At 39.5% G+C, this 26,029-nt stretch carries 23 protein-coding genes; 14 read left to right on the top strand and 9 right to left on the bottom strand.

Translation table 11 applies throughout. From position 1 onward, the window contains the following. The first annotated feature begins 23 nt into the window (after positions 1-23). The 7 genes from CWD91_RS01160 to CWD91_RS01130 all read left to right on the top strand — a co-directional run bounded on the left by CWD91_RS01160 (position 24) and on the right by CWD91_RS01130 (position 6,835). Positions 24-1,193 carry a PSP1 domain-containing protein gene (locus CWD91_RS01160; RefSeq protein WP_103439119.1) on the top strand — a complete coding sequence of 390 codons (1,170 nt, stop codon included), beginning with the start codon at positions 24-26 and terminating at the stop codon, positions 1,191-1,193. Beyond that, positions 1,186-1,671 (top strand): gliding motility lipoprotein GldH, encoded by a 486-nt coding sequence (locus tag CWD91_RS01155; RefSeq protein ID WP_103439118.1) that lies wholly within the window; start codon positions 1,186-1,188, stop codon positions 1,669-1,671. Before CWD91_RS01160 ends, CWD91_RS01155 begins: the two co-directional genes overlap by 8 nt. A 4-nt stretch (positions 1,672-1,675) precedes the next feature. Next, positions 1,676-4,018 (top strand): penicillin-binding protein 1A, encoded by a 2,343-nt coding sequence (locus CWD91_RS01150; protein ID WP_103439117.1) that lies wholly within the window; start codon positions 1,676-1,678, stop codon positions 4,016-4,018. A gap of 118 nt (positions 4,019-4,136) precedes the next feature. Next, complete coding sequence (locus tag CWD91_RS01145; RefSeq protein ID WP_103439116.1) at positions 4,137-4,838, top strand: CoA transferase subunit A; 702 nt, start codon at positions 4,137-4,139, stop codon at positions 4,836-4,838. A 33-nt stretch (positions 4,839-4,871) separates the two neighbouring features. Beyond that, the gene (locus tag CWD91_RS01140) at positions 4,872-5,237 is read left to right on the top strand and encodes a four helix bundle protein (protein ID WP_103439115.1); all 366 of its coding nucleotides are present in this window, start codon (positions 4,872-4,874) and stop codon (positions 5,235-5,237) included. Positions 5,238-5,258: 21 nt separating this feature from the next. Next, complete coding sequence (locus tag CWD91_RS01135) at positions 5,259-5,912, top strand: CoA transferase subunit B (protein ID WP_103439114.1); 654 nt, start codon at positions 5,259-5,261, stop codon at positions 5,910-5,912. Positions 5,913-6,301: 389 nt separating this feature from the next. After that, positions 6,302-6,835 carry a GNAT family N-acetyltransferase gene (locus tag CWD91_RS01130; protein WP_103439843.1) on the top strand — a complete coding sequence of 178 codons (534 nt, stop codon included), beginning with the start codon at positions 6,302-6,304 and terminating at the stop codon, positions 6,833-6,835. A 10-nt stretch (positions 6,836-6,845) separates the two neighbouring features. Here the strand turns inward: CWD91_RS01130 and CWD91_RS01125 are convergent, their stop codons facing one another. From CWD91_RS01125 to CWD91_RS01105, 5 genes are all read right to left on the bottom strand, one after another. After that, the gene (locus CWD91_RS01125) at positions 6,846-8,003 is read right to left on the bottom strand and encodes a methionine aminotransferase (RefSeq protein ID WP_103439113.1); all 1,158 of its coding nucleotides are present in this window, start codon (positions 8,001-8,003) and stop codon (positions 6,846-6,848) included. 30 nt (positions 8,004-8,033) lie between these two features. Further along, positions 8,034-8,507, bottom strand: a complete 474-nt coding sequence (locus tag CWD91_RS01120; protein ID WP_103439112.1) for a very short patch repair endonuclease — start codon at positions 8,505-8,507, stop codon at positions 8,034-8,036. A gap of 103 nt (positions 8,508-8,610) precedes the next feature. Beyond that, the gene (locus tag CWD91_RS01115; protein ID WP_103439111.1) at positions 8,611-9,357 is read right to left on the bottom strand and encodes a succinate dehydrogenase/fumarate reductase iron-sulfur subunit; all 747 of its coding nucleotides are present in this window, start codon (positions 9,355-9,357) and stop codon (positions 8,611-8,613) included. 79 nt (positions 9,358-9,436) lie between these two features. Continuing rightward, positions 9,437-11,452, bottom strand: a complete 2,016-nt coding sequence (locus tag CWD91_RS01110) for a fumarate reductase/succinate dehydrogenase flavoprotein subunit (protein WP_103439110.1) — start codon at positions 11,450-11,452, stop codon at positions 9,437-9,439. A 12-nt stretch (positions 11,453-11,464) separates the two neighbouring features. Beyond that, positions 11,465-12,142 (bottom strand): succinate dehydrogenase cytochrome b subunit, encoded by a 678-nt coding sequence (locus CWD91_RS01105; protein WP_103439109.1) that lies wholly within the window; start codon positions 12,140-12,142, stop codon positions 11,465-11,467. A gap of 389 nt (positions 12,143-12,531) precedes the next feature. On the opposite strand from CWD91_RS01105, the gene CWD91_RS01095 reads away from it, so the two are divergent. Continuing rightward, a complete protein-coding gene (locus CWD91_RS01095; RefSeq protein ID WP_103439107.1) occupies positions 12,532-12,897 on the top strand; it encodes a hypothetical protein in 366 nt (121 codons plus the stop codon). A gap of 75 nt (positions 12,898-12,972) precedes the next feature. Here CWD91_RS01095 and CWD91_RS01090 read toward each other — a convergent pair whose 3' ends face one another. After that, positions 12,973-14,694 (bottom strand): DUF4910 domain-containing protein, encoded by a 1,722-nt coding sequence (locus tag CWD91_RS01090; RefSeq protein ID WP_103439106.1) that lies wholly within the window; start codon positions 14,692-14,694, stop codon positions 12,973-12,975. A gap of 186 nt (positions 14,695-14,880) precedes the next feature. Here CWD91_RS01090 and CWD91_RS01085 point away from each other — a divergent pair, with 186 nt between their 5' ends. Beyond that, the gene (locus CWD91_RS01085; protein ID WP_103439105.1) at positions 14,881-16,179 is read left to right on the top strand and encodes an aminopeptidase P N-terminal domain-containing protein; all 1,299 of its coding nucleotides are present in this window, start codon (positions 14,881-14,883) and stop codon (positions 16,177-16,179) included. A 315-nt stretch (positions 16,180-16,494) separates the two neighbouring features. Next, positions 16,495-17,148: a helix-turn-helix domain-containing protein gene (locus CWD91_RS01080; protein WP_103439104.1), complete on the top strand. Its 654-nt coding sequence runs from the start codon at positions 16,495-16,497 to the stop codon at positions 17,146-17,148. A 142-nt stretch (positions 17,149-17,290) separates the two neighbouring features. Here CWD91_RS01080 and brnQ read toward each other — a convergent pair whose 3' ends face one another. After that, entirely contained in the window at positions 17,291-18,571 is a 1,281-nt protein-coding gene (brnQ, locus tag CWD91_RS01075) for a branched-chain amino acid transport system II carrier protein (RefSeq protein ID WP_103439103.1), read from the bottom strand. A 265-nt stretch (positions 18,572-18,836) separates the two neighbouring features. On the opposite strand from brnQ, the gene CWD91_RS01070 reads away from it, so the two are divergent. Then, positions 18,837-19,088: a hypothetical protein gene (locus CWD91_RS01070; protein ID WP_103439102.1), complete on the top strand. Its 252-nt coding sequence runs from the start codon at positions 18,837-18,839 to the stop codon at positions 19,086-19,088. 181 nt (positions 19,089-19,269) lie between these two features. Here the strand turns inward: CWD91_RS01070 and thiL are convergent, their stop codons facing one another. Next, a complete protein-coding gene (thiL, locus tag CWD91_RS01065) occupies positions 19,270-20,313 on the bottom strand; it encodes a thiamine-phosphate kinase (protein WP_103439101.1) in 1,044 nt (347 codons plus the stop codon). 150 nt (positions 20,314-20,463) lie between these two features. Then, positions 20,464-21,918: a Gfo/Idh/MocA family protein gene (locus CWD91_RS01060; RefSeq protein WP_103439100.1), complete on the bottom strand. Its 1,455-nt coding sequence runs from the start codon at positions 21,916-21,918 to the stop codon at positions 20,464-20,466. Between the two features lie 245 nt (positions 21,919-22,163). Between CWD91_RS01060 and CWD91_RS01055 the strand changes: the two genes are divergently transcribed. The 3 genes from CWD91_RS01055 to CWD91_RS01045 all read left to right on the top strand — a co-directional run bounded on the left by CWD91_RS01055 (position 22,164) and on the right by CWD91_RS01045 (position 26,025). Further along, on the top strand, positions 22,164-25,097 hold the full coding sequence (locus CWD91_RS01055; protein WP_103439099.1) for a PA14 domain-containing protein: 2,934 nt from the start codon (positions 22,164-22,166) through the stop codon (positions 25,095-25,097). A 190-nt stretch (positions 25,098-25,287) separates the two neighbouring features. Continuing rightward, positions 25,288-25,494: a hypothetical protein gene (locus CWD91_RS01050; protein WP_103439098.1), complete on the top strand. Its 207-nt coding sequence runs from the start codon at positions 25,288-25,290 to the stop codon at positions 25,492-25,494. 201 nt (positions 25,495-25,695) lie between these two features. Further along, the gene (locus CWD91_RS01045; RefSeq protein WP_103439097.1) at positions 25,696-26,025 is read left to right on the top strand and encodes a HesB/IscA family protein; all 330 of its coding nucleotides are present in this window, start codon (positions 25,696-25,698) and stop codon (positions 26,023-26,025) included. Positions 26,026-26,029: the final 4 nt, after the last annotated feature.

Genomic DNA, 26,029 nt, shown 5'->3' with positions numbered 1-26,029 from the left:
TTTACTAAACCAAGATACGAAATATGGGTTGTAGCAGTTGTTCAACCGGTAAGGACGGACAGCCTAAAGGGTGCAAGAACAATGGTACTTGTGGCACTGACGGCTGTAATAAATTGACGGTATTTGATTGGCTTTCCAATATGTCACTGCCAAATGGTGAAAAACCATTTGATTGTGTGGAAGTCCGTTTTAAAAATAGCAGAAAAGAATTCTTTAGAAATTCCGAAAATCTTTCACTTTCCATTGGTGACATAGTGGCTTCACAGGCTACTTCCGGTCATGATGTGGGTATGGTTACACTTACTGGGGAATTGGTAAGGGTACAAATGAAGAAGAAAAAGGAGGATTACAATAATCCTGAACTTCCCAAACTTTACCGAAAGGCCTCCCAAAAGGATATCGATATTTGGCAAAAATGCAGGGATAGGGAAGAGGAAATTAAAAAGAGGGCCAGGGAAATAGCCATAGTTCTAAAATTGCAGATGAAAATCTCCGATGTGGAATTTCAAGGTGATGGTTCCAAGGCTACATTTTATTACACCGCAGAAGAGCGTGTTGATTTCCGTCAGTTGATCAAGGATATGGCCAAAGCTTTTGGAATCCGTATAGAAATGAGACAAATCGGTTACCGACAAGAAGCCCAACGTTTGGGTGGGATAGGTTCTTGTGGCAGGGAATTGTGCTGCTCTACCTGGTTAACGGATTTTAGATCCGTAAGTACCTCTGCCGCCCGTTATCAGCAACTTTCCCTTAATCCACAAAAACTTGCCGGACAATGTGGAAAACTAAAATGTTGTCTAAATTACGAACTGGATGTTTATTTGGATGCGTTAAAGGATTTTCCTGGTCAAGACACCAAGCTTTTCACTGAAAAAGGAATGGCTTTTTGTCAGAAAGTAGATATTTTTAAAGCTTCTCTTTGGTTTTCGTATAAGGACGAACCAGCTAATTGGCATATCTTATCCAAGGACCAGGTAATTGAGGTTTTGGAAAAGAACAAGAAGAGGGAGAAAGTAGCCAGTTTGGAGGAATACGCCGTGGAAAATGTTCTAGAAGAGGAAAAGGTATTTGAGAATGTGGTAGGTCAGGACAGTTTAACCCGTTTTGATACCCCTAAGAAAAAGAGGTCCAATAGGAACAACAAGAAAAAGAAGAGAACAAATTATAAAAAAAGACCTGCCAATAATGCTTAAAAGTTTAGGTGCATTTTTGTTAGTAGTTTTTATGGTTTCTTGCGATGGGAAAACTGTAAAATCTGTTTACAGTCCAACACAGAATGGAAGTTGGAACAAGGATAGTACTATAGCGTTCTCTTTTAATGAATTGGATACCCTTCAAAAGTACAACATGTTCATCAACGTCAGGAATGATGGAACCTACCCCTATAGCAACCTCTTTTTAATTGCAGAATTACAGTTTCCAAACGGGGATATGCAGCGCGATACCCTGGAATATGAAATGTCCGAGGCGGATGGAAAATGGTTGGGAACAGGTTATGGTAGTTTAAAGGAAAACAAATTATGGTACAAGGAAAACGTCGTTTTCCCGACTTCAGGCGTATATAAATTAGAAATTTCCCATGCCATGCGTAAAAATGGCCAAGTAGATGGAATTGTCGAACTGGAAGGTGTCACCGATGTGGGATATCTAATCGAAAAAAGTAATCAGTAGGCTTATGGCAACAGCTACCAAGAAGAAAAAGAAAAGCAACAACAATTTTTTTAAATTCATTAAGTGGTTTTGGATCCTATTTGCGACCGGAATTTTCGCAATCGCTTTACTGTTCCTATCGGCTTCATGGGGTTTTTTCGGGGAACTGCCAACTTTTGAGACTTTGGAAAACCCCCAAACCAAACTGGCCTCCGAGGTTATTTCTTCCGATGGAGAGACACTAGGGAAGTATTACTTGGATGACAACCGTACCGATGTTGATTACAGAGATTTGCCTAAGAATTTGGTCGACGCTTTGGTCGCCAGTGAGGATGTGCGTTATTACGAACATTCCGGGATTGATGCCATTGGAGTACTACGCGCTGTTGTCTTTTTGGGAAAACGGGGGGGAGCGAGTACCATTTCACAACAATTGGCGCGTCAGCTTTTTGTAGGGGTACGATCGAGGAACAAATTCGAGACCATAAAACAGAAAGCTAAGGAGTGGGTTATTGCCACACAACTGGAGCGTAGTTATACCAAAGAAGAAATAATCAAAATGTACCTCAACATTTATGATTTTGGTAATAATGCGGATGGTATCCGTTCGGCCTCGCGAATTTATTTCGGGAAAGAGCCCAAAAATCTAAAAATAGAAGAATCCGCCATGCTTGTAGGCATGCTTCAGAATTCTTCGTACTACAATCCATTAAGGCGTGAAGAATTAACTAGAAAAAAGAGAAATCTGGTATTAAGCCAGATGGGGAAATTTGAATTTATCAGTGAGGCTGAAAAAGATTCGCTACTGGCCTTAAAAATGGATATCAATTATAATCCAGAATCGCATCGTGAGGGTATTGCCACGTATTTTAGAATGTACCTTCAGGGTTTTATGAACCAATGGGCTAAGAAAAATCCCAAGCCGGCCTTAAAGGGAGAAAGGGATAAATGGGATATATATAAGGATGGGCTGCGCATTTACACCACCATAGATTCCCGCATGCAGCAAAATGCGGAGGACGCTGTTGTCGAACATATGAAAAGATTGCAAGCCGAGTTTTTTCATCAAAACACCCCTGATCGAAATAAAACTGCTCCCTTTATTGAACAGATTCCTGGCGAAATAGATGGGATTATGGAGAGGGCTATAAAATCTTCACATAGGTGGCACAACCTAAAGGATCAAGGGAAAAATGAAAAGGAAATAAGGGCTTCCTTTAACGAGCCAGTGGAGATGACGGTTTTTGATTGGAATAGCGAGACCAAGGAAAAGGATACGGTATTGACCCCAATGGATTCCATTAAATATTATAAATCCTTTCTTAAGACCGCGATGATGTCCATGGAACCCCAATCAGGGCACGTTAAGGCGTGGGTTGGAGGTATAGACTACAAGCATTTTCAGTATGATAATGTTATTCAAGGAGCTAGGCAGGTTGGGTCTACTTTTAAGCCCTTTGTGTATGCCGCGGCCATAGATCAATTGCGTCTTTCGCCCTGTGATGTCCTTCCGGACAATCAATATTGTATTGAGGCCAATAAACACGGAAACCCAGATCCATGGTGCCCAAAGAATTCCGATGGAAAATATTCCGGGGAAATGCTTACACTTAAAAATGCATTGGCAAATTCAGTGAATACCGTAACCGCTCAATTAATAGACAGGGTTGGTCCCAAAGCGGTGGTTTCCATTGCCAAAAATTTGGGAATTACCGGAGAAATCCCAGAGGTACCTTCCATTGCCTTGGGAACTGCGGACCTTAATGTTTATGAGATGGTAGGCGCCTATGGCACCTTTGCCAACCAAGGGGTATATGTTAAACCCGTTATGGTAACCAGAATAGAGGACAAAAATGGTACGGTACTTTACGAGTATGTGCCGGAAACAAAAGATGTTCTTAGTAAGGATGTGTCCTATGCCATGGTAGATCTTATGTCCGGGGTAACCCAAGGCGGATCGGGAACTAGATTAAGGACTACAGGAGCAGAGAAATATAGAGCGGAATTTAAGGAGGTCATTACTGGTTATCCTTATGAATTTAAAAACCCAATTGCCGGTAAAACAGGTACTACCCAAAACCAAAGTGATGGTTGGTTTATGGGGATGGTACCCAACCTGGTCACCGGAGTGTGGGTAGGTGGAGATGACAAAGCGGTCCATTTTAGGACTATTACCTACGGACAAGGAGCTTCCATGGCTTTGCCAATTTGGGGATTGTATATGAAAAAGAACTATGCCAACAAGGAATTGGGCGTTTCCGAAGGAGAATTTGAAAAGCCTGAGAATTTATCCATAAATGTGGATTGTTCCAAGGCATCAATGGAGGAGGATAATAAAATAGATATAGAAGACGATTTGGATTTTTAGTATATTAAAAAATCATAGCCAAGAATGCCCTTACTTTTATTCAAAAGTTAAGGGCATTTTTCGTTAAAAACCCGTATTTTAGAGATATCAAGGATTAGGTTTAACTAAGTCGATTTTTATGATACGTAAAAGAGTAGCCAACGTTGAAGAGGCATTACAAGGGGTTAAGGACGGTATGACTTTTATGCTCGGAGGATTTGGATTATGTGGAATTCCAGAGAATGCAATTACGCATTTAGTGAAGCTGGGGGTAAAGGATTTAACCTGCATCTCCAATAATGCCGGAGTGGACGATTTTGGCCTTGGCTTATTGTTGCACAAACGCCAGATCAATAAAATGATATCTTCCTACGTGGGTGAAAATGATGAGTTTGAGCGACAAATGTTAAGCGGGGAGTTGGAGGTGGAATTAACGCCTCAAGGTACTTTAGCGGAGAAATGTAGGGCCGCCCAGGCTGGTTTTCCGGCTTTTTATACTCCTGCCGGTTATGGAACCGAAGTGGCCGAAGGAAAGGAAACTAGGGAGTTTAATGGAAAAATGTATGTATTGGAAGAAGCCTTTAAGGCAGATTTTTCCTTTGTCAAGGCTTGGAAGGGCGATGAGGCGGGGAATCTAATATTTAAGGGAACTGCCCGAAACTTTAATCCGGCCATGTGTGGCGCTGCCAAGATTACAGTGGCTGAGGTGGAGGAACTGGTACCTGCAGGGCAGCTGGACCCCAACCAAATTCACGTTCCAGGAATTTTTATTCAACGTATTTTTCAAGGAGAAAATTACGAGAAAAGAATTGAGCAGTTGACAGTACGGAAAGTTAATTGATTTGAAAGTTATCTGATTTGAAAATTTGATAATATGAGGAATGATAAGGAAAATTTAATAGTTAAGAAAACTTTCGATTTCTCCTTGCAAATTATTGAATATTGTGAAGAATTAAGAGCATTAAATAAATATGAAATGGCATCTCAATTGTTTAAAAGTGGAACATCTATAGGAGCAAATACTTGGGAGGCTCAAAATGGAGAAAGTACTGCCGATTTTGTACATAAATTTAAGATTGCTGCTAAAGAGGCTGATGAAACTTTATATTGGATCGAACTTTGCCAAGCCTCAAGGCATTATCCAAATCCGCAAGAAGCACTTTTTTCAGAGTTAAAATCTCTCATTAGAATTATCTCGAAAATTATAGGTACAAGCAAACGTGCCAAATTATCAAATTAACTAATTATCAAATCAACAATAATGTTGGATAAAAACGGAATAGCAAAACGCATTGCAAAGGAAGTGAAGGACGGGTATTACGTAAACCTTGGAATTGGAATACCTACCTTGGTGGCCAATTTTGTAAGGGACGATATAAGTGTGGAATTTCAAAGTGAAAATGGGGTGTTGGGAATGGGACCGTTCCCGTTTGAAGGGGAAGAGGATGCCGATATCATAAATGCTGGCAAGCAAACCATTACAACACTACCGGGAGCCTCGTTTTTCGACTCTGTAACGAGTTTTGGGATGATTCGCGGTCAACATGTAGACCTTACCATTTTAGGCGCAATGGAGGTTTCTGAAAATGGTGATATTGCCAATTGGAAAATTCCGGGAAAAATGGTAAAGGGAATGGGAGGGGCTATGGATCTTGTGGCTTCTGCTGAGAATATCATTGTTGCTATGATGCACACCAACCGGGAGGGTGAATCCAAATTGTTGAAGAAATGCTCCTTACCCTTGACCGGTGTGGGATGTGTAAAAAAGATTGTGACAAACCTTGCTGTACTTGACGTAACCCCAAAAGGATTTCAATTGTTGGAAAGGGCCCCGGGCATAAGTGTTGAAGAAATTATCAAGGCCACAGAAGGCAATTTAATTGTTGAGGGGGATATTCCTGAAATGGAAATTTAACATTTTGGTAGTGGTCATATTTCGATGTAAATAACTATTTTTATACGCATACAACAATTAAGGCTTATTTCACAACAATTTTTTAAATATTGCGTTAATCTGAATTATATTGCATTAATAACGGAAGTTAAACCCCAAATTTAACAACTACTAAACCTTTAAACCTCTTTTACTATGGAAGCCCAAATGAGCCACGCCCCTTCGCAGGAAGAAATTCAAGTTTATCGAAATGACTTTTTCAGAGGCATTGTACGATTGACAAAAAAATTATTTATGCTGTAGGCATAAATCAAAATTTTTAAAGGGAGCAATACTACCAAGTATTGCTCCCTTTTTTTTGGTGTTTAGCCGAGTTGAAAATTGTATTTTTAGGTAACAAAAATTTAGAAATGAAACTATATTTGGAGCCTTGCTCCATTGCCGATTTGGAGGTTTTGGCTAATCTAAGCAGAAGGACTTTTATAGAAGCTTTTGAAAAAGATAATAATCCCGAAGATTTTAAGGCTTATCTTAATTCTGCCTTTGGCGAGAAAGCACTCAACAAGGAGCTTCTTGACAACAATTCATCTTTTTATTTTGCCTACAACGATGCCATTTTAGTGGGGTATATTAAAATGAATGAAAATGGATCTCAATCCGATATTAAGGATAATAATTCCATGGAGTTGGAACGTATTTATGTTTTGGGCGAATTTCAAGGTCGGGGAATTGGAGCCTGGTTGTTGACACAGGTAATTTCAATGGCAAGGGCCAAAAACAAATATTATGTGTGGCTCGGTGTTTGGGAACTGAACACTAAAGCCATAAAGTTTTATGAAAAATTGGGGTTTTATAAGTTTGGTAGCCATCCTTACTACATAGGCGAGGATAAACAAACAGATTCGTTAATGAGATTGGACCTCCAAAATGGTGTGTCAATATAAACCTCAAATACTATAGCTTACAAAGAATTTCTGTGGCTTTTTCAAGAGTTTCGTTAGTTTTGGCGAAACAGAATCGCACAAGGCTTATATCAATTCCATTGGTATTAAACCCTGATATTGGAATACTGGCTATTTGGTATTCCTTTACCAAACGTTCCGCAAAGACTTCATCCGGTTCCTGGGTAATATCACTAAAATCCACCAATTGAAAGTAGGTTCCCCGGGAGGGATGTATTTTAAATCTTGAATTGCTTAATCCGGAGAGGAAGAGGTCGCGCTTATCCTGATAAAACTTGTTGAGACTAAGATAGTGTTCAGGGTCTTTTAAATAGGTGGCCAAAGCTTTTTGAACGGCATGGTCCGCACTAAACACATTAAACTGATGGGTTTTGCGAAATTCGTGCATTAGTTCGGCCGGGCCTGCGCAATATCCCATTTTCCAACCTGTAATATGGAATGATTTTCCAAAGGAACCACATACAAAAGTGCGGGTGGCAAGGGCCTCATATTTTGAAGCGCTTTCATGCTCAAGGCCATCAAAGACAATATGCTCGTATACTTCATCGCTAATGACAATTATATCTGTTTTTTCCAGACTTTGCTGTAATTGAAGCATATCTTCCTTGGAGAATATGGTGCCGCTAGGATTGTGAGGTGTGTTAATTATGACCATTTGGGTTTTGGAAGTAATCTTGGAACGGAATTCCTTCCAGTCTACCTTAAAATCCGTATTGCTTAGTTGAACAAATACAGGAATGCCCCCATTGACTTCAATGGCGGGCTCATAACAGTCGTATGCGGGCTTAATGACTATGACCTCATCACCATGGCCAATGAATGCCGTAATGATGGTAAAAATAGCCTGTGTGGCACCGATGGTTATTGTTATTTCGCTATCCGGGTTGTAGCGCCTACCATATAATTGCCCTATCTTCTTGGAAATCTCTTCACGAAGTTCCATTACCCCTGCCATAGGGGCATATTGGTTGTAACCCTGTTTCATGGCTTGGGTTACCAAATCTATTAAGACAGGGTCAGGTTCAAAATTAGGAAAGCCCTGGGAGAGATTTATTGCGCTGTGTTTTAGTGCCTGTTGCCCCATGGTGGTAAAGATCGTAGTCTTTACCTTGGGTAATTTGGAGGATATTTTGTGTCTATAATTTGGCATTTGGGAGTAATTATTTTTAGCAAAGGTAGATTAGGATTGCTGTAATCGTAAATGGACAATTACTTGGTTTAAACATTGATCCAATTCTTTTTTAATTTCCCGCTCCCAAAATCGGAATACGGTAAAGCCCAAATTTTGTAGTTCTAGGTTTACTTCTTTGTCCCGCTGAATATTACGCTCAATTTTTGGTATCCAAAATTCTCTATTGGTTTTAATTTTATTTTTCCGCTCTTCCCAATTATACCCGTGCCAATATTCGCCGTCAATGAAGATAACGGTTTTATATTTATTTAGGACAATATCCGGTTTGCCTATCAATTTTTTATAATCTATCCTATATCTATATCCTGCCGCCCACAGGGCTTTTCTAAATTTTAGTTCGGGAATGGTGTTTTTACCTCTGATCTTTCCCATAATCTTAGAACGTTCAGGGGTGGTGTAAAAACCCGACTCTTCATTGAAACGCGGGACTATTATCCGTTCTTCCTTATATTCCTTGTTCATATTTAAAGATACTGGAATTTTGGGATCTGGGTAAACAAAAACCCCATTCCTGAATGGGAATGGGGCCTATTTTTGTGAAACACAAATTATATTTTGGTCTGGACTATCCTTTTATGCTGGCAGCAAAGAATTCCCTGTTCATACGGGCAATGTTTTCCAGGGAAATTCCTTTAGGACATTCCACCTCACAAGCCCCTGTATTGGTACAGTTTCCAAATCCTTCCAAATCCATTTGAGCTACCATATTTTTAACTCGATCCGTGGCCTCAACCTGACCTTGTGGTAGTAAAGCATATTGTGAAACTTTAGCTCCAACGAATAGCATGGCTGAAGAATTTTTGCAACTAGCTACGCATGCCCCACAACCAATACAAGTAGCGGCATCCATGGCCGTATCGGCTGCGTGCTTATCTATAGGAATGGCATTTGCATCCTGAGTATTTCCGGAGGTGTTGACGGAGATAAAACCACCGGCCTGTTGAATACGTTCAAAAGAACTGCGATCTATGACCAAATCTTTAATTACCGGAAATGCTTTGGCCCTAAACGGCTCAATAGTAATGGTGTCGCCATCCTTGAACATTCGCATATGTAACTGGCAGGTAGTAACCCCTCTATCCGGACCATGGGCTTCCCCATTGATGTACATAGAGCACATACCGCAAATACCTTCGCGACAGTCATGATCAAAAGCAACAGGTTCTTCGTCTTTGTTGGTGAGCTGTTCATTTAAAACATCCATCATTTCTAAAAAAGACATATGTTCTGAAATCTCAGTCACCTTATATTCGACCATTTTACCTTTTGACTGTGGTCCTTTCTGTCTCCAAATTTTTAATGTAAGATTCATATTTTAAGTATTGAGTAATGAGTACTAAGTAATGAGTTTTCTAAATTCTAAAATCTCATTTCTAATATCTCAATACCATTTATTTATAACTTCTTTGTTTTAATTCAATATCCTTAAATTCCAATTGTTCCTTGTGCAAAACGGCATCTGAAGGTTCTCCTTTATATTCCCAGGCGGCTACAAAAGCATAATCCTTATCGTTACGTTTTGCCTCTCCTTTTTGCTCTCCATCTATTTCCACCGACTCTTCGCGGAAATGTCCTCCGCACGATTCCTCTCTCATTAAGGCATCCTTGGCAAACAATTCGCCCAATTCCAAGAAATCGGCCACTCTTCCTGCTTTCTCCAATTCCGGATTCATCTCATTGGCTGAACCTGGGACCTTTACTTCTTTATAAAACTCTTCGCGAATAGCCTTAATCTCTGCAATGGCTTCTTTTAGGCCGTCTGCGTTACGTGACATACCACATTTGTCCCACATTACTTTACCTAAGCGTTTGTGAAAGTAATCTACCGAATGGGTTCCTTTATTATTGACAAAGAAATTAATTCTTTCGGTTACTTCTTTTTCCGCTGTGTCAAATTCGGGAGAGTCCGTTGGAATTTTACCAGTCCTAATTTCATGGGAAAGGTAATCACCTATAGTGTATGGTAGTACAAAATAACCATCGGCCAGACCCTGCATTAATGCAGATGCTCCCAAACGGTTGGCACCGTGATCGGAGAAATTGGCCTCGCCAATACAATACAAACCTTCCACGGTAGTCATTAGGTTGTAATCTACCCAAACGCCGCCCATGGTATAGTGGGTTGCAGGATAGATCATCATTGGGGTCTTATATGGATTTTCATCTACGATTTTTTCGTACATCTGAAATAGGTTACCATATTTTTCCTCTACTACTGCTTCGCCCAATGCGGTAATTTTTTCTTTGGACGCATCTTGTATTCCTTGAATTTTGGCCTGTTCCAAACCGTATCTTTCAATTGCGGATTTAAAATCCAGATATACGGCTTCTCCAGTAGCGTTAACACCGTAACCGGCATCACATCTTTCTTTTGCTGCCCTGGAAGCCACGTCACGTGGCACCAAGTTTCCAAAGGCAGGATATCTTCTTTCCAAATAATAGTCCCTTTGCTCCTCGCTCAATTGGGTTGGTTTTAATTTTCCTTCCCTAATGGCCAACACATCTTCCATATTTTTAGGAACCCAAATACGTCCGTCATTTCTCAATGACTCGGACATTAATGTCAATTTGGATTGATAGTCTCCCGAGCGTGGGATACAGGTAGGGTGAATTTGGGTATAGCATGGGTTTGCGAAAAAGGCACCCTTTTTATGTATTTTCCAAGCTGCTGTGGCGTTAGATCCCATGGCATTGGTAGAAAGGAAATATACGTTTCCATAACCCCCGGATGCAATTACTACTGCGTGTGCGGAATGGCGTTCTATTTCACCAGTAACCAGGTTGCGCGCTATAATACCGCGTGCCTTGCCATTAACCTTTACAACATCGAGCATTTCGTGCCTGTTGTACATTTCTATTTTCCCACGGGCAATCTGTCTGTTCATGGCAGAATATGCCCCTAACAACAATTGTTGTCCTGTTTGTCCTTTGGCGTAAAACGTACGGGAAACCAAAACACCTCCAAAAGAACGGTTGTCCAATAATCCACCATAATCCCGAGCAAAAGGGACCCCTTGCGCTACACACTGATCAATGATATTGGCCGAAACCTCTGCCAAACGATATACGTTGGCCTCACGTGAACGGTAATCCCCTCCCTTTACAGTGTCGTAAAACAAGCGATAAGTAGAATCCCCATCCCCCTGATAATTTTTTGCTGCATTTATACCACCTTGTGCCGCAATGGAATGTGCCCTACGCGGAGAATCCTGATAACAGAATGCTTTTACCCTATAGCCAAGTTCGGCCAAGGTTGCTGCAGCGGAACCTCCAGCAAGACCTGTACCAACAACAATAACATCGATGTTTCGTTTGTTGGCGGGATTTACTAAGTTTATTTTATCCTTATAGGTCGTCCATTTATCCTTTAATGGGCCTTTTGGTACTTTAGAATCCAATACAGACATAGAATTGTATTATTAATGGTTAAAATGGTGAAAAAGTGCAATGAAAATAAATCCCAACGGAATTAAAACAGCGTAAGCCTTTCCAAATCCTTTTAACCCTTTTGTATATTTATTGTTGGCACCAACAGATTGAAATGCTGAACTAAAGCCGTGAAGAAGGTGCAATGAAAGAAAAACAAAACCTAAACAATAAAGGGCAACCCTCCAAATAGGCTCAAATTTATGGGTAAGTTCTTCGTAATAGCGATAACCCTCGCCATCGGCTAAAAGGCCCGACATATCTCCTTGAATATATTTTGTATTGATTTCAGGAAACCAAAAATCCAAGAAATGAATAATTAGGAAAACAAGGATGAAGCCACCGCTCCAGATCATATTCCTACTCATCCAAGTGGAATTGGCCGCTCCATTGTTTTTGGCATAACTAATGGCACGCGCATTCCTGTTTTTAATTTCCAGAATAAACCCCATCACAAAATGATAAACAACACCAAAAAGCAATACAGGTTGCAACCCATATTGAACTAGTGCATTGGTGCCCATAAAATGCGAGGTTTCATTAAAAGTATCCGGACTTAAAACGGATAGGATATTAATGGCAAAATGTTGAAGGATAAAAATCATTAAGAAAAAGGCGGAAAGGGCCATGGTGTACTTCCTGCCTATTGAAGAGTTTAAAAATCCACTCATTGGTTATTTGTTTTGATTGCAAATTTACTCTAGAATCGAGTTATTAACAAACTTTGTTGAATTTATGTACGGTATTTAGAACCAATTTAAAGAATTCCATAATTATAGTTCGGAAATATCAAGAAAATCTTTTCGCTCAAACTATAAAAAAAGTTGAATGAGGTAATGTATTTTTTGAATTGCGCTTTACAAATAACTAATATTCAGGTTGTTATATTTTATTGGATAGATGATTTGGACAATTTTTTTGCTGTAAAATTTCAATTTGGCCGGTGTAAATTTAGAAGGGATTTTCTTACATTTATTTATAATACCGTTTGGTGTGACCATACTTTTATTGGATTCCTGGCGTTAGTAACTAACTCAACGGTAAAAAAAAAGATGATTGCATGATAATCTGGAAATCCTGGACTTTTAATATTAAATTCTCTTTAATTGCTTTTTTTGTTACTGCAATACTAGGTCTATTGAGTATGGGTGCCTTGGGAGGAATATTATATTATCCGGTCTCTTTCCTATTCGCACCTTATCCTAATATAAATGATTGGCATGGCGATTGGGTATGGCCAACCCTTATTATGGTGGGCATGTTATGGTCCTTTGGTTTTGTATTTGCTGCTGTGGCGTGGTACTACCTCAATAAAATATCAGATTCCAAAGTGCTGCTAATTTCCGTATATGTGGCCATACTTTGGTTATGGGCGGCCTTACTCTGGACTGGGATGATCATGGTCAATATAAAACAATTAACCTAGGTGTTTCCCACATACATTGCCCAAAGGCAATTCAAGATTATAATCTTTTAAACGCTAGGGAATATCCCGATAGCATCATTTCTCCAATTCCGTAACAAAAATTCTGGACTGGGATTCTATAATGGCCTGGGCCTGTAAAATTGCCTTGTCCAAAATTACCGTATTCTCCGGCGAGGCCAAATCCCTTGAGGAAGTAATGGCTTTTAAATACCAATCTTCCCAAGCTTTTATGATGTCTACCTCATTTTTCACAGGTTTGCCCGCCTTGACACATTTCTCACTTAGTAAAAATTCCTCAGCAAGTCGTTTGGTTGCAGCTTCCTTTACTATTTCAACAATATCCATTGCCGTATAGGAATCACCATTTACTAGGGTCAATGCACTGGCCAATGCGGCAATACATACATTTTTAAGTGTTTCTTGTGATACCTTATCCATTCTATCGCTGTCGGTATGATAGAACTGATCGGTAAAATGCCACAGCAACAATCCGGGAATTTGGTTGTCCAAAAATGGGGTATGATCACTGCCCCCTTCATAAGGGTTGGTATTTACAGACCATTGTGCGGCTTTTCCTTGATTCATGAAGGTATGGATTATAAAGTCGTTTAAGTAATGGGGCTTCATATCCTCCAAGGTGAGCAATGTACCGCCCCATTCGGTATGCTTATCTTTTCCTCTGGTCCAAATGGCACTGGGATCCGGCATTTTTTCGATTAAAAAGGATCCTCCGGTAATGGCCGTGTTTTCTCCTACCATATCCAGACTAAGTCCCCATTTTATAGTTGCTGCCCTTTTCTCATTTTCTTGAAGATACCTGTTTGTGGATATTATCTCATCTCCCCAGAGGAAGGTCATCGTCCTTTGGGCATCAAAACTGTCTTTCTTAATTAATTTGGCGGCCATGGTAGCTATTTCCAATTGTGCTCCCACGCCGCTGGCATTATCATTGGCTCCCGGTTCCTGTATATGGGCACTAAACACAATACGTTCCTCAGGTATTGCCGATCCCTTTATGTTGGCTACGATTGTTAGTTCTTCAGAAGGATACATTTTACTGGAAATATTCACTTTGGCAAATACTTTTCCTTTTTCCAAAGCCGCTTTCAACTTCTCTTTGGCCTGGAAGGAAAGGGCAATACCCCAAGTATTTTTTGAATCGTATGGAAAACTTCTGAATTGAATGGAATTTACGTTTTTCTCGGGTTGTAAATACGCAGGATTATCATAGCTGACAATTCCCATGGCACCTTTTTTTAAAACTCCTTCCTTGTAAATTTCAATGATATTGCGTTCCGTAAAAATAATTTTACCTCCGACCGAAATTTTTCGGAGTTCCTCTAAATCCCTAACCAATATTATTTCAGCGGTGGTTCCGTTTTTAGGGGTTGAAATTGAATTTAGATAAACCATGTTTCTGTTGGAACTGTGGGACAGAAGAGGTTTATTATCACCTACAAGGGTAATCTCGGCATCCGCAATTTCCCATGTAGGATGCTGCAAGGGTCTTTTTTCAATTCTAAAGGTGAATCGGTCCATATTGGATGCGTTTTTCTCCTGGACATAACCTGCGGCCTCCAGTCCATCGGCAATTTTATGGATACTTTTGTTAAAACCTTCATTGCCTGCCACGCGCCAAAACTGTTCAACGAAAGCGGTAGTCTCGTAGGCAATCTCCCCACTAATATTTCTCCTAAGGATATTTAAATAGTCATCTGTTGTAACGGCTGAATTTTTTACCTGGCCCCAGCTTAGGGTAACCGCACTTATAAATAAAAGAACTAGATTTTTAGTCATAACTATAGACAATATTTAGGGACTTTACATAATTTGGCGAACCATATTTTGTAGCACTATTTGATGGGACGAAGATAGGATAATTTAGAATTTTAGGACTAGGTACAGCTGTGTTTAAAAATGATTTTATGCTAATTGGGGCTATGCGCCTCCTATTTATTAAATTTGTCTGCAAAACAATAAAAAATGAAATATCAGCAAATAGATAATAACTTGTTTATAAAGAACCGCAAGAAATTTACGGCCCAGATGAAGCCAAAGAGTATTGCCGTTTTTAATTCCAACGACATATATCCTATTGGTGCCGATAGCACCATGCCCTTTGAACAGAACAGGGATTTATTTTATTTAAGCGGAGCCGATCAGGAGGAAACCATTTTGTTATTGTTCCCAGATGCTGTGGACAAAAAGCACAGAGAAGTTTTATTTGTAAGGGAGACCAATGCACATATTGCGGTTTGGGAAGGGGAAAAGTTGACCAAGGAAAAGGCCACAGAAGTATCCGGGATCGAAACAATTTATTGGTTGACCGATTTTGATAAGATTTTCTTTGATCTAATGACCGAAACGGATACGGTATACTTTAATACCAACGAACACTACCGTCAGGCGGTAGAGACCCAAACAAGGGAGGATCGTTTTATTATAAAGTGCAAGCAAGATTTCCCAGCGCACCAATGGGCCAAAAGCAGTCCAATTTTGCAAGAAATAAGGGGCGTAAAGGAAGCAGAGGAAATTGCTATTATGCAAACAGCCTGTAATATCACTGAAAAAGGATTTAGACGCTTACTGGGATTTGTAAAGCCAGGGATCTGGGAATATGAGATCGAGGCAGAGCTTTTGCACGAGTTCATCCGTAATAGGTCCAAGGGATTTGCCTATACACCTATCATTGCTTCCGGCAATAATGCCAATGTATTGCATTATGTAGAAAATAACCGTGAATGTAAGGATGGGGATATGTTATTGATGGATGTTGCGGCAGAGTACGCCAACTATTCCAGCGACCTTACGCGTACCATTCCAGTAAACGGTAGGTTTACCCCAAGGCAGAAAGCGGTTTATGAAGCTGTGCTGCGGGTTAAGAATGATGCTACTGATATGTTGGTGCCCGGAACCATGTGGGCCGAATACCATAAAGAAGTGGGTAAGTTAATGACCTCCGAACTATTGGGATTGGGGCTATTGGACAAGGCCGATGTGCAAAATGAGGATAAGGATTGGCCAGCCTATAAAAAGTACTTTATGCACGGCACCAGCCATCATATTGGCTTAAATACCCACGATTACGGGGCACTTAAAACACCTATGGTGGCCAATATGGTTTATACCGTGGAACCTGGAATCTATATTCCTGAAGAAAAGATGGGCATTAGATTGGAAGATGATGTGGTTATCCAAGAAAAAGGGGCTCCCTTTAACCTTATGGCCAATATTCCCATTGAAGTAGGGGAGATTGAGGAGTTGATGAATGCCAGGAAGTAAGTTTTGTTAATAAGAGGTTTTTTAATGGCGAATTGACGATTTTATTTTGAGCCTCCAATACCTCTCCTTGGGGGAGGTTGGAACTGCCTTTTCGGGCAGTTTCGGATGAGGTGATCAGTGGATTTTCTCTTTTTTCTGTCCTAATAATTACTTCTTTTCAGGAAGGGCTAATTGATTCTGATTATTAATGTGAATATGAGGAACTATTTTTATAGGACAAACTGAATTTTTATAAATGTCGTAAATATGCCGTAAAGAAACCGCTATCAAAACATGATTTCTTAAATATCTTTGAAGGGAATTAAAAAAATAGGAATGAGTATTATTGGGAGAACAATTTGTGAAGCGAGAAAGTCCAAAGGTTTAACTCAAGAGGAGTTAGCTGAATTAACAAAGATTAATTTAAGAACAATTCAACGGATTGAAAATAATGAAAACGAACCACGTGGTAAAACATTAAATCTAATTTGTGATGTACTGGAAATAAATATGGAAGATGTTTTTAATAGACAGAAACAAGAAGATATAACAAATTCAAATTTATTTCACGGATATAAATTAGCTTCAAAAGGAACTAGACTTTTAGCCAATCTAACTGAATTTTTCATCTTTTTCATAATTATTGGTGTCCCGCTGATTATTTTCAAAATAACCACCAAAGACTTTAATCCCAATGGCCCAAAATATGCATCACCTGAACATATTGCCATTTTTTCAATATTTATAGGAGCCGTATTCTATCCAATTTTTACAGGAAATTTAGGGCACAAGATTTATAACTTAAAGGTTATTTCGTCGGAATCAGGAAATGATTATGGCAAAGCGCACGAGGGAGCTATTAGAGAATTTTTAAAGTGGATGTTAAGCATTCTTATATTTCCAATGATCTGGATTCTTTGGGATGATAAAAATCAAAATTTATATGACAAATTGACTAAGACATTAGTGGTTGAAAAAAAAATCGAATAGATAGATTAAAAAATAAGGGCGAACTCAAATATTGCCTAATTCTGGATAACCACAGGAAGATTTAGCTAATTTATAATTTTAAATTAGATAAAATTACTGTTTCAAACACTGCACTTTCAATTAACTAGTACAAATATCGCCATTAAATAACTACCACTTTTTTCCTTCCAATTACATTTAAAACTACAAAAGCAACCAAAGCAGGTAGTACCCATCCCAGACGGTATTCACTTAGGGGGATCCATGCGAAGATTCCCATTTGGGGAACCAGGTCTCCTAAACTCCCCATAAAATCAGGAATACTGAAAATAATGGTGGTGATTATCACAGCCTTAAAGACCATTGGCGAGGCCCATTTATCCGGAACAACGTTCAGGAGTATTAATATGATAGTAATGGGGTAAATAAACATTAGGGCGGGAATGGCTACTGTAATAATATAGGCCACATTAAACTGTCCTATAGCAATCCCGAGAAGGCAACCCATTATGGCGGTTATAAGGTAGGCGTGTCTTGAATTGGGGAGTCGGTCCTTCATAAAATCGGCGGTCCCTGTCACAATACCTATGGCAGTCGTAAAACAGGCCAAACTTACCAAGATGCTTAAAAACATATTGGCGGTATTGCCCAAGCTTAATTTGCTTATCCCTGAAAGCAATTCTATTCTGGTAATACCGGATTCAAAATTATTATGGTTCAAGGCCCCCGTAAGGATAAGGCCCATATATATTATAAAGAGACTTAGACCGGCCAACCATGCAGCATTGCGGATTAAAGTTCTTTTGTCTTTATAGGGTGCTTTCGACTTTAGGTTGATAGAGACAATGATTACACCACCAACTACAACTGCTCCAATTGCGTCAAAGGTCTGATATCCTTCTAAAATACCATCACTGAACGGGTTAACTATATCGGTCTCTCCAAAATTGAAGTCCAAAGCGAATACGGTTATGCCAATTATCAATACCAATATTAAAATAATTGCGGGAGTCAGGACTTTACCCAGTACATCCAATAATTTCGAACGGTTTATGACAAAGACAAAAACCAAGGAAAAGTAGATTATACTGGTAACAAGTGGTGAAGTATTAAAAAAGGGTTGCACGGCAATTTCATGGGTAACGGCAGCGGTGCGTGGCGAAGGCAGGCCAATGGAAATGGTATAAATTAGGATGGAATAAACCAAACTAAATGTAGGGGAGACCTTTTTTCCAAAGTCATAAATAGTGCCCTGTAATTTGGCATGGGCCAAAATTCCCAATATGGGTACCAAAACTGCCGATACTGCAAAACCCAGGGCCACCAGCCACCACCAACTTCCCGATTGAAACCCTAACAGTGGAGGGAGGATCAAATTCCCTGCTCCAAAGAATAAGGAGAATAAAGCAAAAGAAGTGACAAGGGTTTCCTTAGCGTTGGGCATTTAAGGCAATTTTGGGCGAAAGATAGTTTAAAAACCGATCAGTTTAAATGGGCATTTAGACACCCTATAGGTGCAGTTGGTCGAAAAAAACAAATTTTACTAAAAAAAAACGAAAAAAAAACAGGTTGTACTCAATAAAAGGAAGGGTGTATGCGTTAATTATTTGAAAGTCATTTAGTAAGTGACGATTACCAATTAACCCTAAGTTTAATTTTTGCATTTTACGGTCCCTAAACCTTACCAATGCCACTCTAAAACCTGCATTATGAAGAAAGTTATCACAGACTATGGAACAAGACTCAGCGCAATCTGCTGCAGCATTTTCGGACACCATTATTCAGTATCCAAAAAGGTTACCTTGCACATCAAGGAATATCAATGTGTACACTGTGGTAAGGAGGTAACTACGGATGTTAGTGGAAATCTTTCCGTTTTAACTCCGGAATTACAGGACATCAACAATACTTTACAAGATATTTATCAGAAAAGACATAGGGCCACACAACAGGTAGCCTAAACTATGCTTTGGCAAATGAATTCCGACCTTAAGCGGTATCGGAGTTTTTGAAGTTATTCCCGTAAATTATAAGCACGCCCATATTCTTGGCTGTCCTGCGCCCCACGACAGTTAAGTAAGGAATGTCCTTGGTTTTCGGGAATTCTTTTTTAACTGAATTATCAAATTTGTTTCCCTTTCTTTATGAAAAAGAATTCCATCCCTGTGCGGTAATAGGAATTTTGGTATTGCTCCTTGAGATTAAATTAACACCTTCGTTTTTATCGGTCATATGTCCCACTACTGTGAAATGGGGATTTCCTTTTATTTTTAGAAAATCTTTCTGATCTATTGTGAATAAAAGTTCGTAGTCTTCACCCCCACTTAGGGCTACGAGCGTACTGTCCATTTTAAATTCCTCACATGCCGAAATTACGGTGGGATCCAACGGAATTTTATCTTCGAATAAATTACATCCCACTTCACTTTTATCACATAAATGTAAAATTTCAGAGGAAAGTCCATCACTAATATCGATCATGGAAGTTGGACGGATTTCCAATTTATCCAATAATTCTTTAACATCCCTTCTGGCTTCAGGTTTTAATTGTCGTTCCACAATATAGGTGTAAGGGGATAGATCGGGTTGATTGTTTGGATTTACTTTGAATACTTCCTTTTCCCTTTCCAGCACCTGTAGCCCACAATAGGCAGCACCTAAATCTCCTGAAACTACTAAAAGATCATTTGGTTTGGCCCCGCTTCGGTAAACAATGTTTTCTTCCGCAGCCTCACCTATAACGGTAACGCTCACCAACATTCCTTTGGTAGAGGAGGTAGTATCTCCTCCTACTAGATCTATCTTGTAGACTTCGCAGGCCAAGGCCACCCCACTATAAAATTCTTCTAAGGCTTCCAATGGAAATCTATTGGAAACCGCAATGGAAACGGTTATTTGGGTAGCAGTGGCGTTCATGGCATAGATGTCCGATAAATTTACCATGACGGATTTATAACCCAAGTGTTTTAAGGGCATATAGCTAAGGTCGAAATGTACGCCCTCTATCAATAGATCAGTAGATATTATGGCCTTTTTGTCCTTGAAATCCAAGACGGCAGCATCATCACCAATACCTTTTAGGGTAGATTTGTGCTGTATTGTAAAATCTTTGGTGAGATGTTTTATCAATTCAAATTCTCCCAATTGATCTAATCCTGTCTTTTCTTGATTCTTATCTTCTATCATGCCGCAAAAATAAGGAGTATATCCATTATATCCTTTTTTTGGACTAAATAAAGAATCTATAAGTAAACAATTAAAAAGCCGGACCTAAATAAGTATTCTTTATGATACTTACAAAGTCCGGCTTTTTAATTCAATGTATAATTATGAGGTCTATCCCAAAGAATATCCCGCTCTATAATTGCGTTTTACATACTTGTTTGCGGCCTCAAAGTTGGTAACCCTCATGTTTTCTGCATCCCATAGCAAACGTTTTCTGCCATTGTATTTTGAGCCTCCCCAGAAGCTGCCTTTATCGGCACTGGGGTCTACTTCAAAATAGGCCTTAAGCGCCAAGTTACCAATCAGGATACTTTCGGTAAAAGGACCGGCATAGTCAAATGAAGAACTGGTTTCGGCATTGCCATAACCTGCCATACAGGCATTTACCCATTGTAGGTAGTGTCCTTCTGGAACTCTAGCTATGGTTTCTGCAACTTCAAATTGCTCGTTTAACGATAATGGAAGCAATCTTGGGTTGGCGCCATAACAGTCAGCCAACAATTTACCTTTTGTACCAATAAATAGTACGCCACCATCCCAGTTGCCCAAAGCTTCGTCATCACCCATTTCATCTGGTCTTTCCGGCAGAAGTCCACCGTCCATCCAAGTAACCTTAACAGTGCCTTTACCATCCGTTTTTGGATAGCTTAGGTGTATTTTACTTGAATTAGGGAAACTCTTGGGGTAATCGGCAGTTTCAAATTTCCCTTTAAAGGAATCCGAAACACTACACTCTACTTGGTTAGGGTAAAGTATAGGCAGTATTCTATATACTGGATCCATAATATGGCAAGCCATATCACCTAGTGCACCTGTTCCGAAATCGGACCAGCCTCTCCAATCAAAAGGAAGGTAGGCATCGTTATAATCGCGCATTTCCGCGGTTCCTAACCACAGGTCCCAATTTAAGCCTTTTGGTATTTTGTCTTTTTTGGTCGGTGTTTGAAGTGCTTGTGGCCAAATAGCTCTATTGGTCCAACATTTTACGGTATGTACATCCCCTATGATACCAGTATCATAAAGTTCTTTCATTTTTCGTACGCCATCACCTGAGCCACCTTGGTTCCCCATTTGGGTAACTACCTTGAATTTTTTTGCTGCCTCGGTAAGCATTCTAGCCTCCCAGATATCATGTGTTAAAGGCTTTTGAACGTAGACATGCTTGCCCATTGACATGGCCATATAGGCAGCTACCGCGTGGTTGTGGTCTGGAGTGGATACCGAAACGGCATCAATATTGTCCTTTTCATTTTCCAGCATTTTCCTAAAATCGGCATAATATTTTGCCTTTGGGAAAGACTTCCTGGATTCAACGGCTTGTCTGTCATCCACATCACAAAGTCCTACTATATTAACATTGGGGCTTTCCGCGAAGGAAGCAATATCACTTCTACCTTTACCACCTGCACCAATACCAGCAATATTTAATTTGTCACTAGGGGCAACATAACCCGGACCTCCCAATACATGTCTTGGTACGATCATAAAGCCGGCGGTTGCCAAGCCGGTACCTTTAATAAAATCTCTTCGTGAATTGTTACTAAATGCGGTCTTTTTTTTGGACATAATTTTTGAAAGTTTTCTAATATTTAAAAATGGATTTGAATTTAAATTAAATTTTTGTAATCAGCATAAAGTTATTTCTATTTATTTTGTTAATTTATTAAATTTTTGATCAAAATATTTTTGTTCAAAAGGTATAAAGAGCTTTAAAACCTGTTATTTAGATTACAAATATCTGAAATAATTAATCGTTTAAGCAATGGCCCAAAATTTCGTATTTTTACTCAAAAGCCTTACATAATTAAAAAATGAAATATACTAAATCTCTCCTCTTGCCCATTCTCCTATTTTTGATTGGTCTCAATTTCTCATGTGAACCTAGCGCTGTCAATATTCGGCCAATAGATACTTGGGTATTCCGATCGGTTATGGATAAACAGCCAAGAATGTTGACCATTGCACTTCATAAGGATTTGTATACTTGTTACAACCTTCAGTCCGGAAACCTGTATAAAGTATGGAAAGGTGGGGTTAATTACGAGGGTGCGGTTTATACTACGGCCCATGGAATTCAACCTTCCAGTTTTGGTTTTGCCTATGTAGAGGATGATTCAGAACAAACGCAGTGGAGGCTAAAGTCAAATGAGGGAATGGAAATTCCCAAAGTGAACTTTTTGGGTTATTCCTTGATCAAAGGTCAAGTAGGTATCGACTTTGAGCTTATATCCAAAACAGGAAAATCGGTTAAGATTCGTGAAATTCCTGAGTACGGATTGGAAGACGATCATTCAGGATTGATCAGGACTTTTTCAATTATGGAAGGTTGGTCCAAGGACTTGGTACCCGTATTGGATTATGGTCCTGATGATGGACTGGTTTTTAAGGAGGCTCTTGATGGCGGTAAAAGGGGGGATAATACCAATCAGTTGGAAATGGGTAAAAACACTAAAGTTGAAACATATTTTAACCCTGTACCGGCAGACTGGAAAGAGCCTATTACGGACGATACGGGAATTATTGCAGAGGGAAGGAAATTGGTTGAACAAAGCGATTGCAATGCCTGTCATCTGCAACATGAAAACTTGGTAGGGCCTGCTTATGATTCCATAGCCAAGAGATACGTTTTTGATTGGGCCACTCTTGATATGTTGGCTGATAAGATCAGACTGGGCGGAACAGGTAATTGGGGTGCTGCTTTAATGTCTGCACATCCCGATTTATCACGGTCGGATGCTCAGAATATGGCCTATTATATTTTGTCCTTGGATGATGAACCCGAACCTCAGGAAAGGGTTGTGGATATTGCCTTGAACACACCCGACATAACATTTGCCTTGGATAACGACGATCGAAGGGGCGGCGAAAATAAGGTAAAACAGCCCGGGGCGGCAGTAAGTTTATATTTGATAAATGACAGCGGTGATCTATATGAAGATCTTACCCAAAGCACATTGCCCATTTTGAATGGGGTAGCACCTGCTATTCATATACCTACCTCAGGGGCGTTGGGAGAAATCAAGGAGCATTTTTATATGGAGTTTAAAGGGTTTATAAAATCTGATAAAAAGGTAAACAAAACATTCAGACTTATAAGCGATGATGGTTCGGTATTAAAGCTTAATGGTTCCGAAATTATCGATAACAGAGGAGATCATGGCGCAGAGGCCGTTGATGCCTTAGCTGTATTGGAAAAGGGATGGAATGGATTTTTATTGCAGTTTCAGCAAGGTGGTGGTGGCTATGGCCTTTCTTTACAATGGTCAGATGATGGGGAATTGTTTACGGTCGTACCGGATACCGTATTTTACCATGAGCCGCGTGCCTTTAGAAAACTGTTGCCGTATTTTCCAAAAGTGGCCAGTACCACTCCCGGTGATCAAATGTCTTTGAATGCGGTACACCCGTCCTTTGATATGTTTCAGGCCAAACCCTCGGAATTTCATCCAAGGATAGGAGGAATAGATTTTATAGATGAGGAGAGGATGGTCATCTGTACCTGGGATTCAACAGGTTCTGTCTATATTCTAAAAAACTATAACACTGAAGATCCTGAGTCCATAGAAGTCAAACAGATAGCTAAAGGATTGGCCGAACCTTTGGGAATAAAAATGGTGGACGGGGAACTATATGTATTGCAAAAGCAGGAACTTACCAAATTGATAGATAATGATGGTGACGGGATAATTGATGAATACAAAAAAGTTTGTGATTCTTGGAATGTAACCTCCCATTATCACGAGTTTGCGTTTGGTCTTGTTTACAAGGAAGGGAGCTTTTATGCTACCCTGGCTACGGATTTAGGTTCAGAATTTAAAGAGGTTAAGGATAGGGGTAAAGTGGTGAGAATTAGTAAGGACGGTAGTGACGTTGAGATTATAGCTGAAGGTTTTAGAACACCCAATGGCATTGCGGAGGGACCGGATGGCGCACTGTATGTTGCGGACAATCAAGGAAATTGGATACCTACCAGTAAAATTGTCCGAGTGGAAAAGGGTAAATTCTATGGGTTTAAACATGCGGATTGGGAGCGAGTAAAGGATTATAAGGAAGATCCCCCACTAGTTTGGCTGCCGCATGAAGAAATCAGTAATTCCCCCAGTCAACCGGCAATTTTTAATATTGGACCATATAAGGACCAAATGATTCATGGGGATGTTACCCATGGTGGCATAAAAAGAGTCTTTATTGATGAAGTCGACGGCGTAAAACAGGGTGTAGTTTTTCGTTTTATCCAGGGGTTGGATGCCGGAATAAATAGAACCGTTTGGGGTCCTGATGGAGATCTATATGCCGGTGGTGTTGGATCTGGCGGCAATTGGAGGCATGAGGGTCGACTTTGGTATGCTTTGCACCGATTTCATTACAATGAAAAATCAACCTTTGAAATGTTGGCGGTAAGGGCGAAAACCAACGGAATGGAAATCGAATTTACAGAACCAATAAATTCGAAGGAGTTATTGAATAAGGAAAATTTTGAGGTAGAACAGTATTATTACGAGGCTACTGAGGATTATGGGGGGCCAAAATTGGGAGAGCAGGAGCTTAAGATAAAATCGGTGAACCTTTCAGGGGATCGGAAGAAAGTATTTTTGGAAATTGAAGGGATTCAGGAAAATAAGGTTATCTATATTCACATAAAGAAACCCTTTAAAAGCGAAAAGAATCATTCTCTTTGGTCAACGGAAGCTTGGTATACCATGACCAAAAAACCAATAAATAATCCAGGTTTTAAGCAATTTTGATCTTTGATTATAGAAAGGGGTACATCTATTAGGTAGGGAATATTTAGGGATATTGGTTGAGGGCTAATTATCATCTAAAAATCCGAAAAACAAGGAAAAGTTAAAAATAAATTTAAGGAATAAGGGAAAAAAGTAAAATTCAAGTATTCTTTAAGTAAATGGTATATTTGTGCGAATTAAAAAAAATTTCATGAAAAAAATTGTTTTAACAATATTGGTTTTGGGATTGCCTTTTTTTACAATGACCTCGTGTAGGGAAACCAAAGAGAAAACTGTAATAATTGAGAAGGAAGTAGAGAAAGATAAAGGAATCCTTGAAAAAGCAGGAGAAAAGGCCGACAAGGAAGTCAATGAGAAAATAGATGATGCTATCGAAAAGATTGGTGACGATAATTAAATTACAGCCTTAAGTATACTTTATAAGATTTTAAATATGGCCATATAATTGTGTAAAGCAATTTGTTGGCCATTTTTTTTTTGAGAACTTTTAGGATAGAAATATCCAATTGGGCTATTCGTTATATTAATGTTAGGAAGTATGGTAAAACCCTACTTATGTACTATATTTGTAAACTATTTAGATTAAATCCAATTAAGAATGATTAAAGTATCTGAAACAGCTAAGCAGAGGGTAATGGCCCTAATGGCCGAAGGAGGCTTTGATGCCAGCAAGGATTATGTGCGGGTAGGCGTTAAAAGCGGAGGTTGCAGTGGATTGTCCTATGAACTCGATTTTGATAATAAAACCACAGAAACCGATAAAATTTTCGAGGACAACGCAGTGCGTATTATAGTGGATAAAAAGAGTTTTCTTTATCTGGTAGGTACGGTACTGGAATATTCCGGGGGACTTAATGGCAAAGGGTTTGTTTTTAATAATCCAAACGCCCAAAGAACTTGTGGTTGTGGAGAGAGTTTCTCTCTTTAACGAA

It is taken from the genome of Arenibacter hampyeongensis, from assembly GCF_002909255.1.
Classification (GTDB): domain Bacteria; phylum Bacteroidota; class Bacteroidia; order Flavobacteriales; family Flavobacteriaceae; genus Arenibacter; species Arenibacter hampyeongensis.
This window is presented reverse-complemented; position numbering and strand designations above follow the sequence as displayed.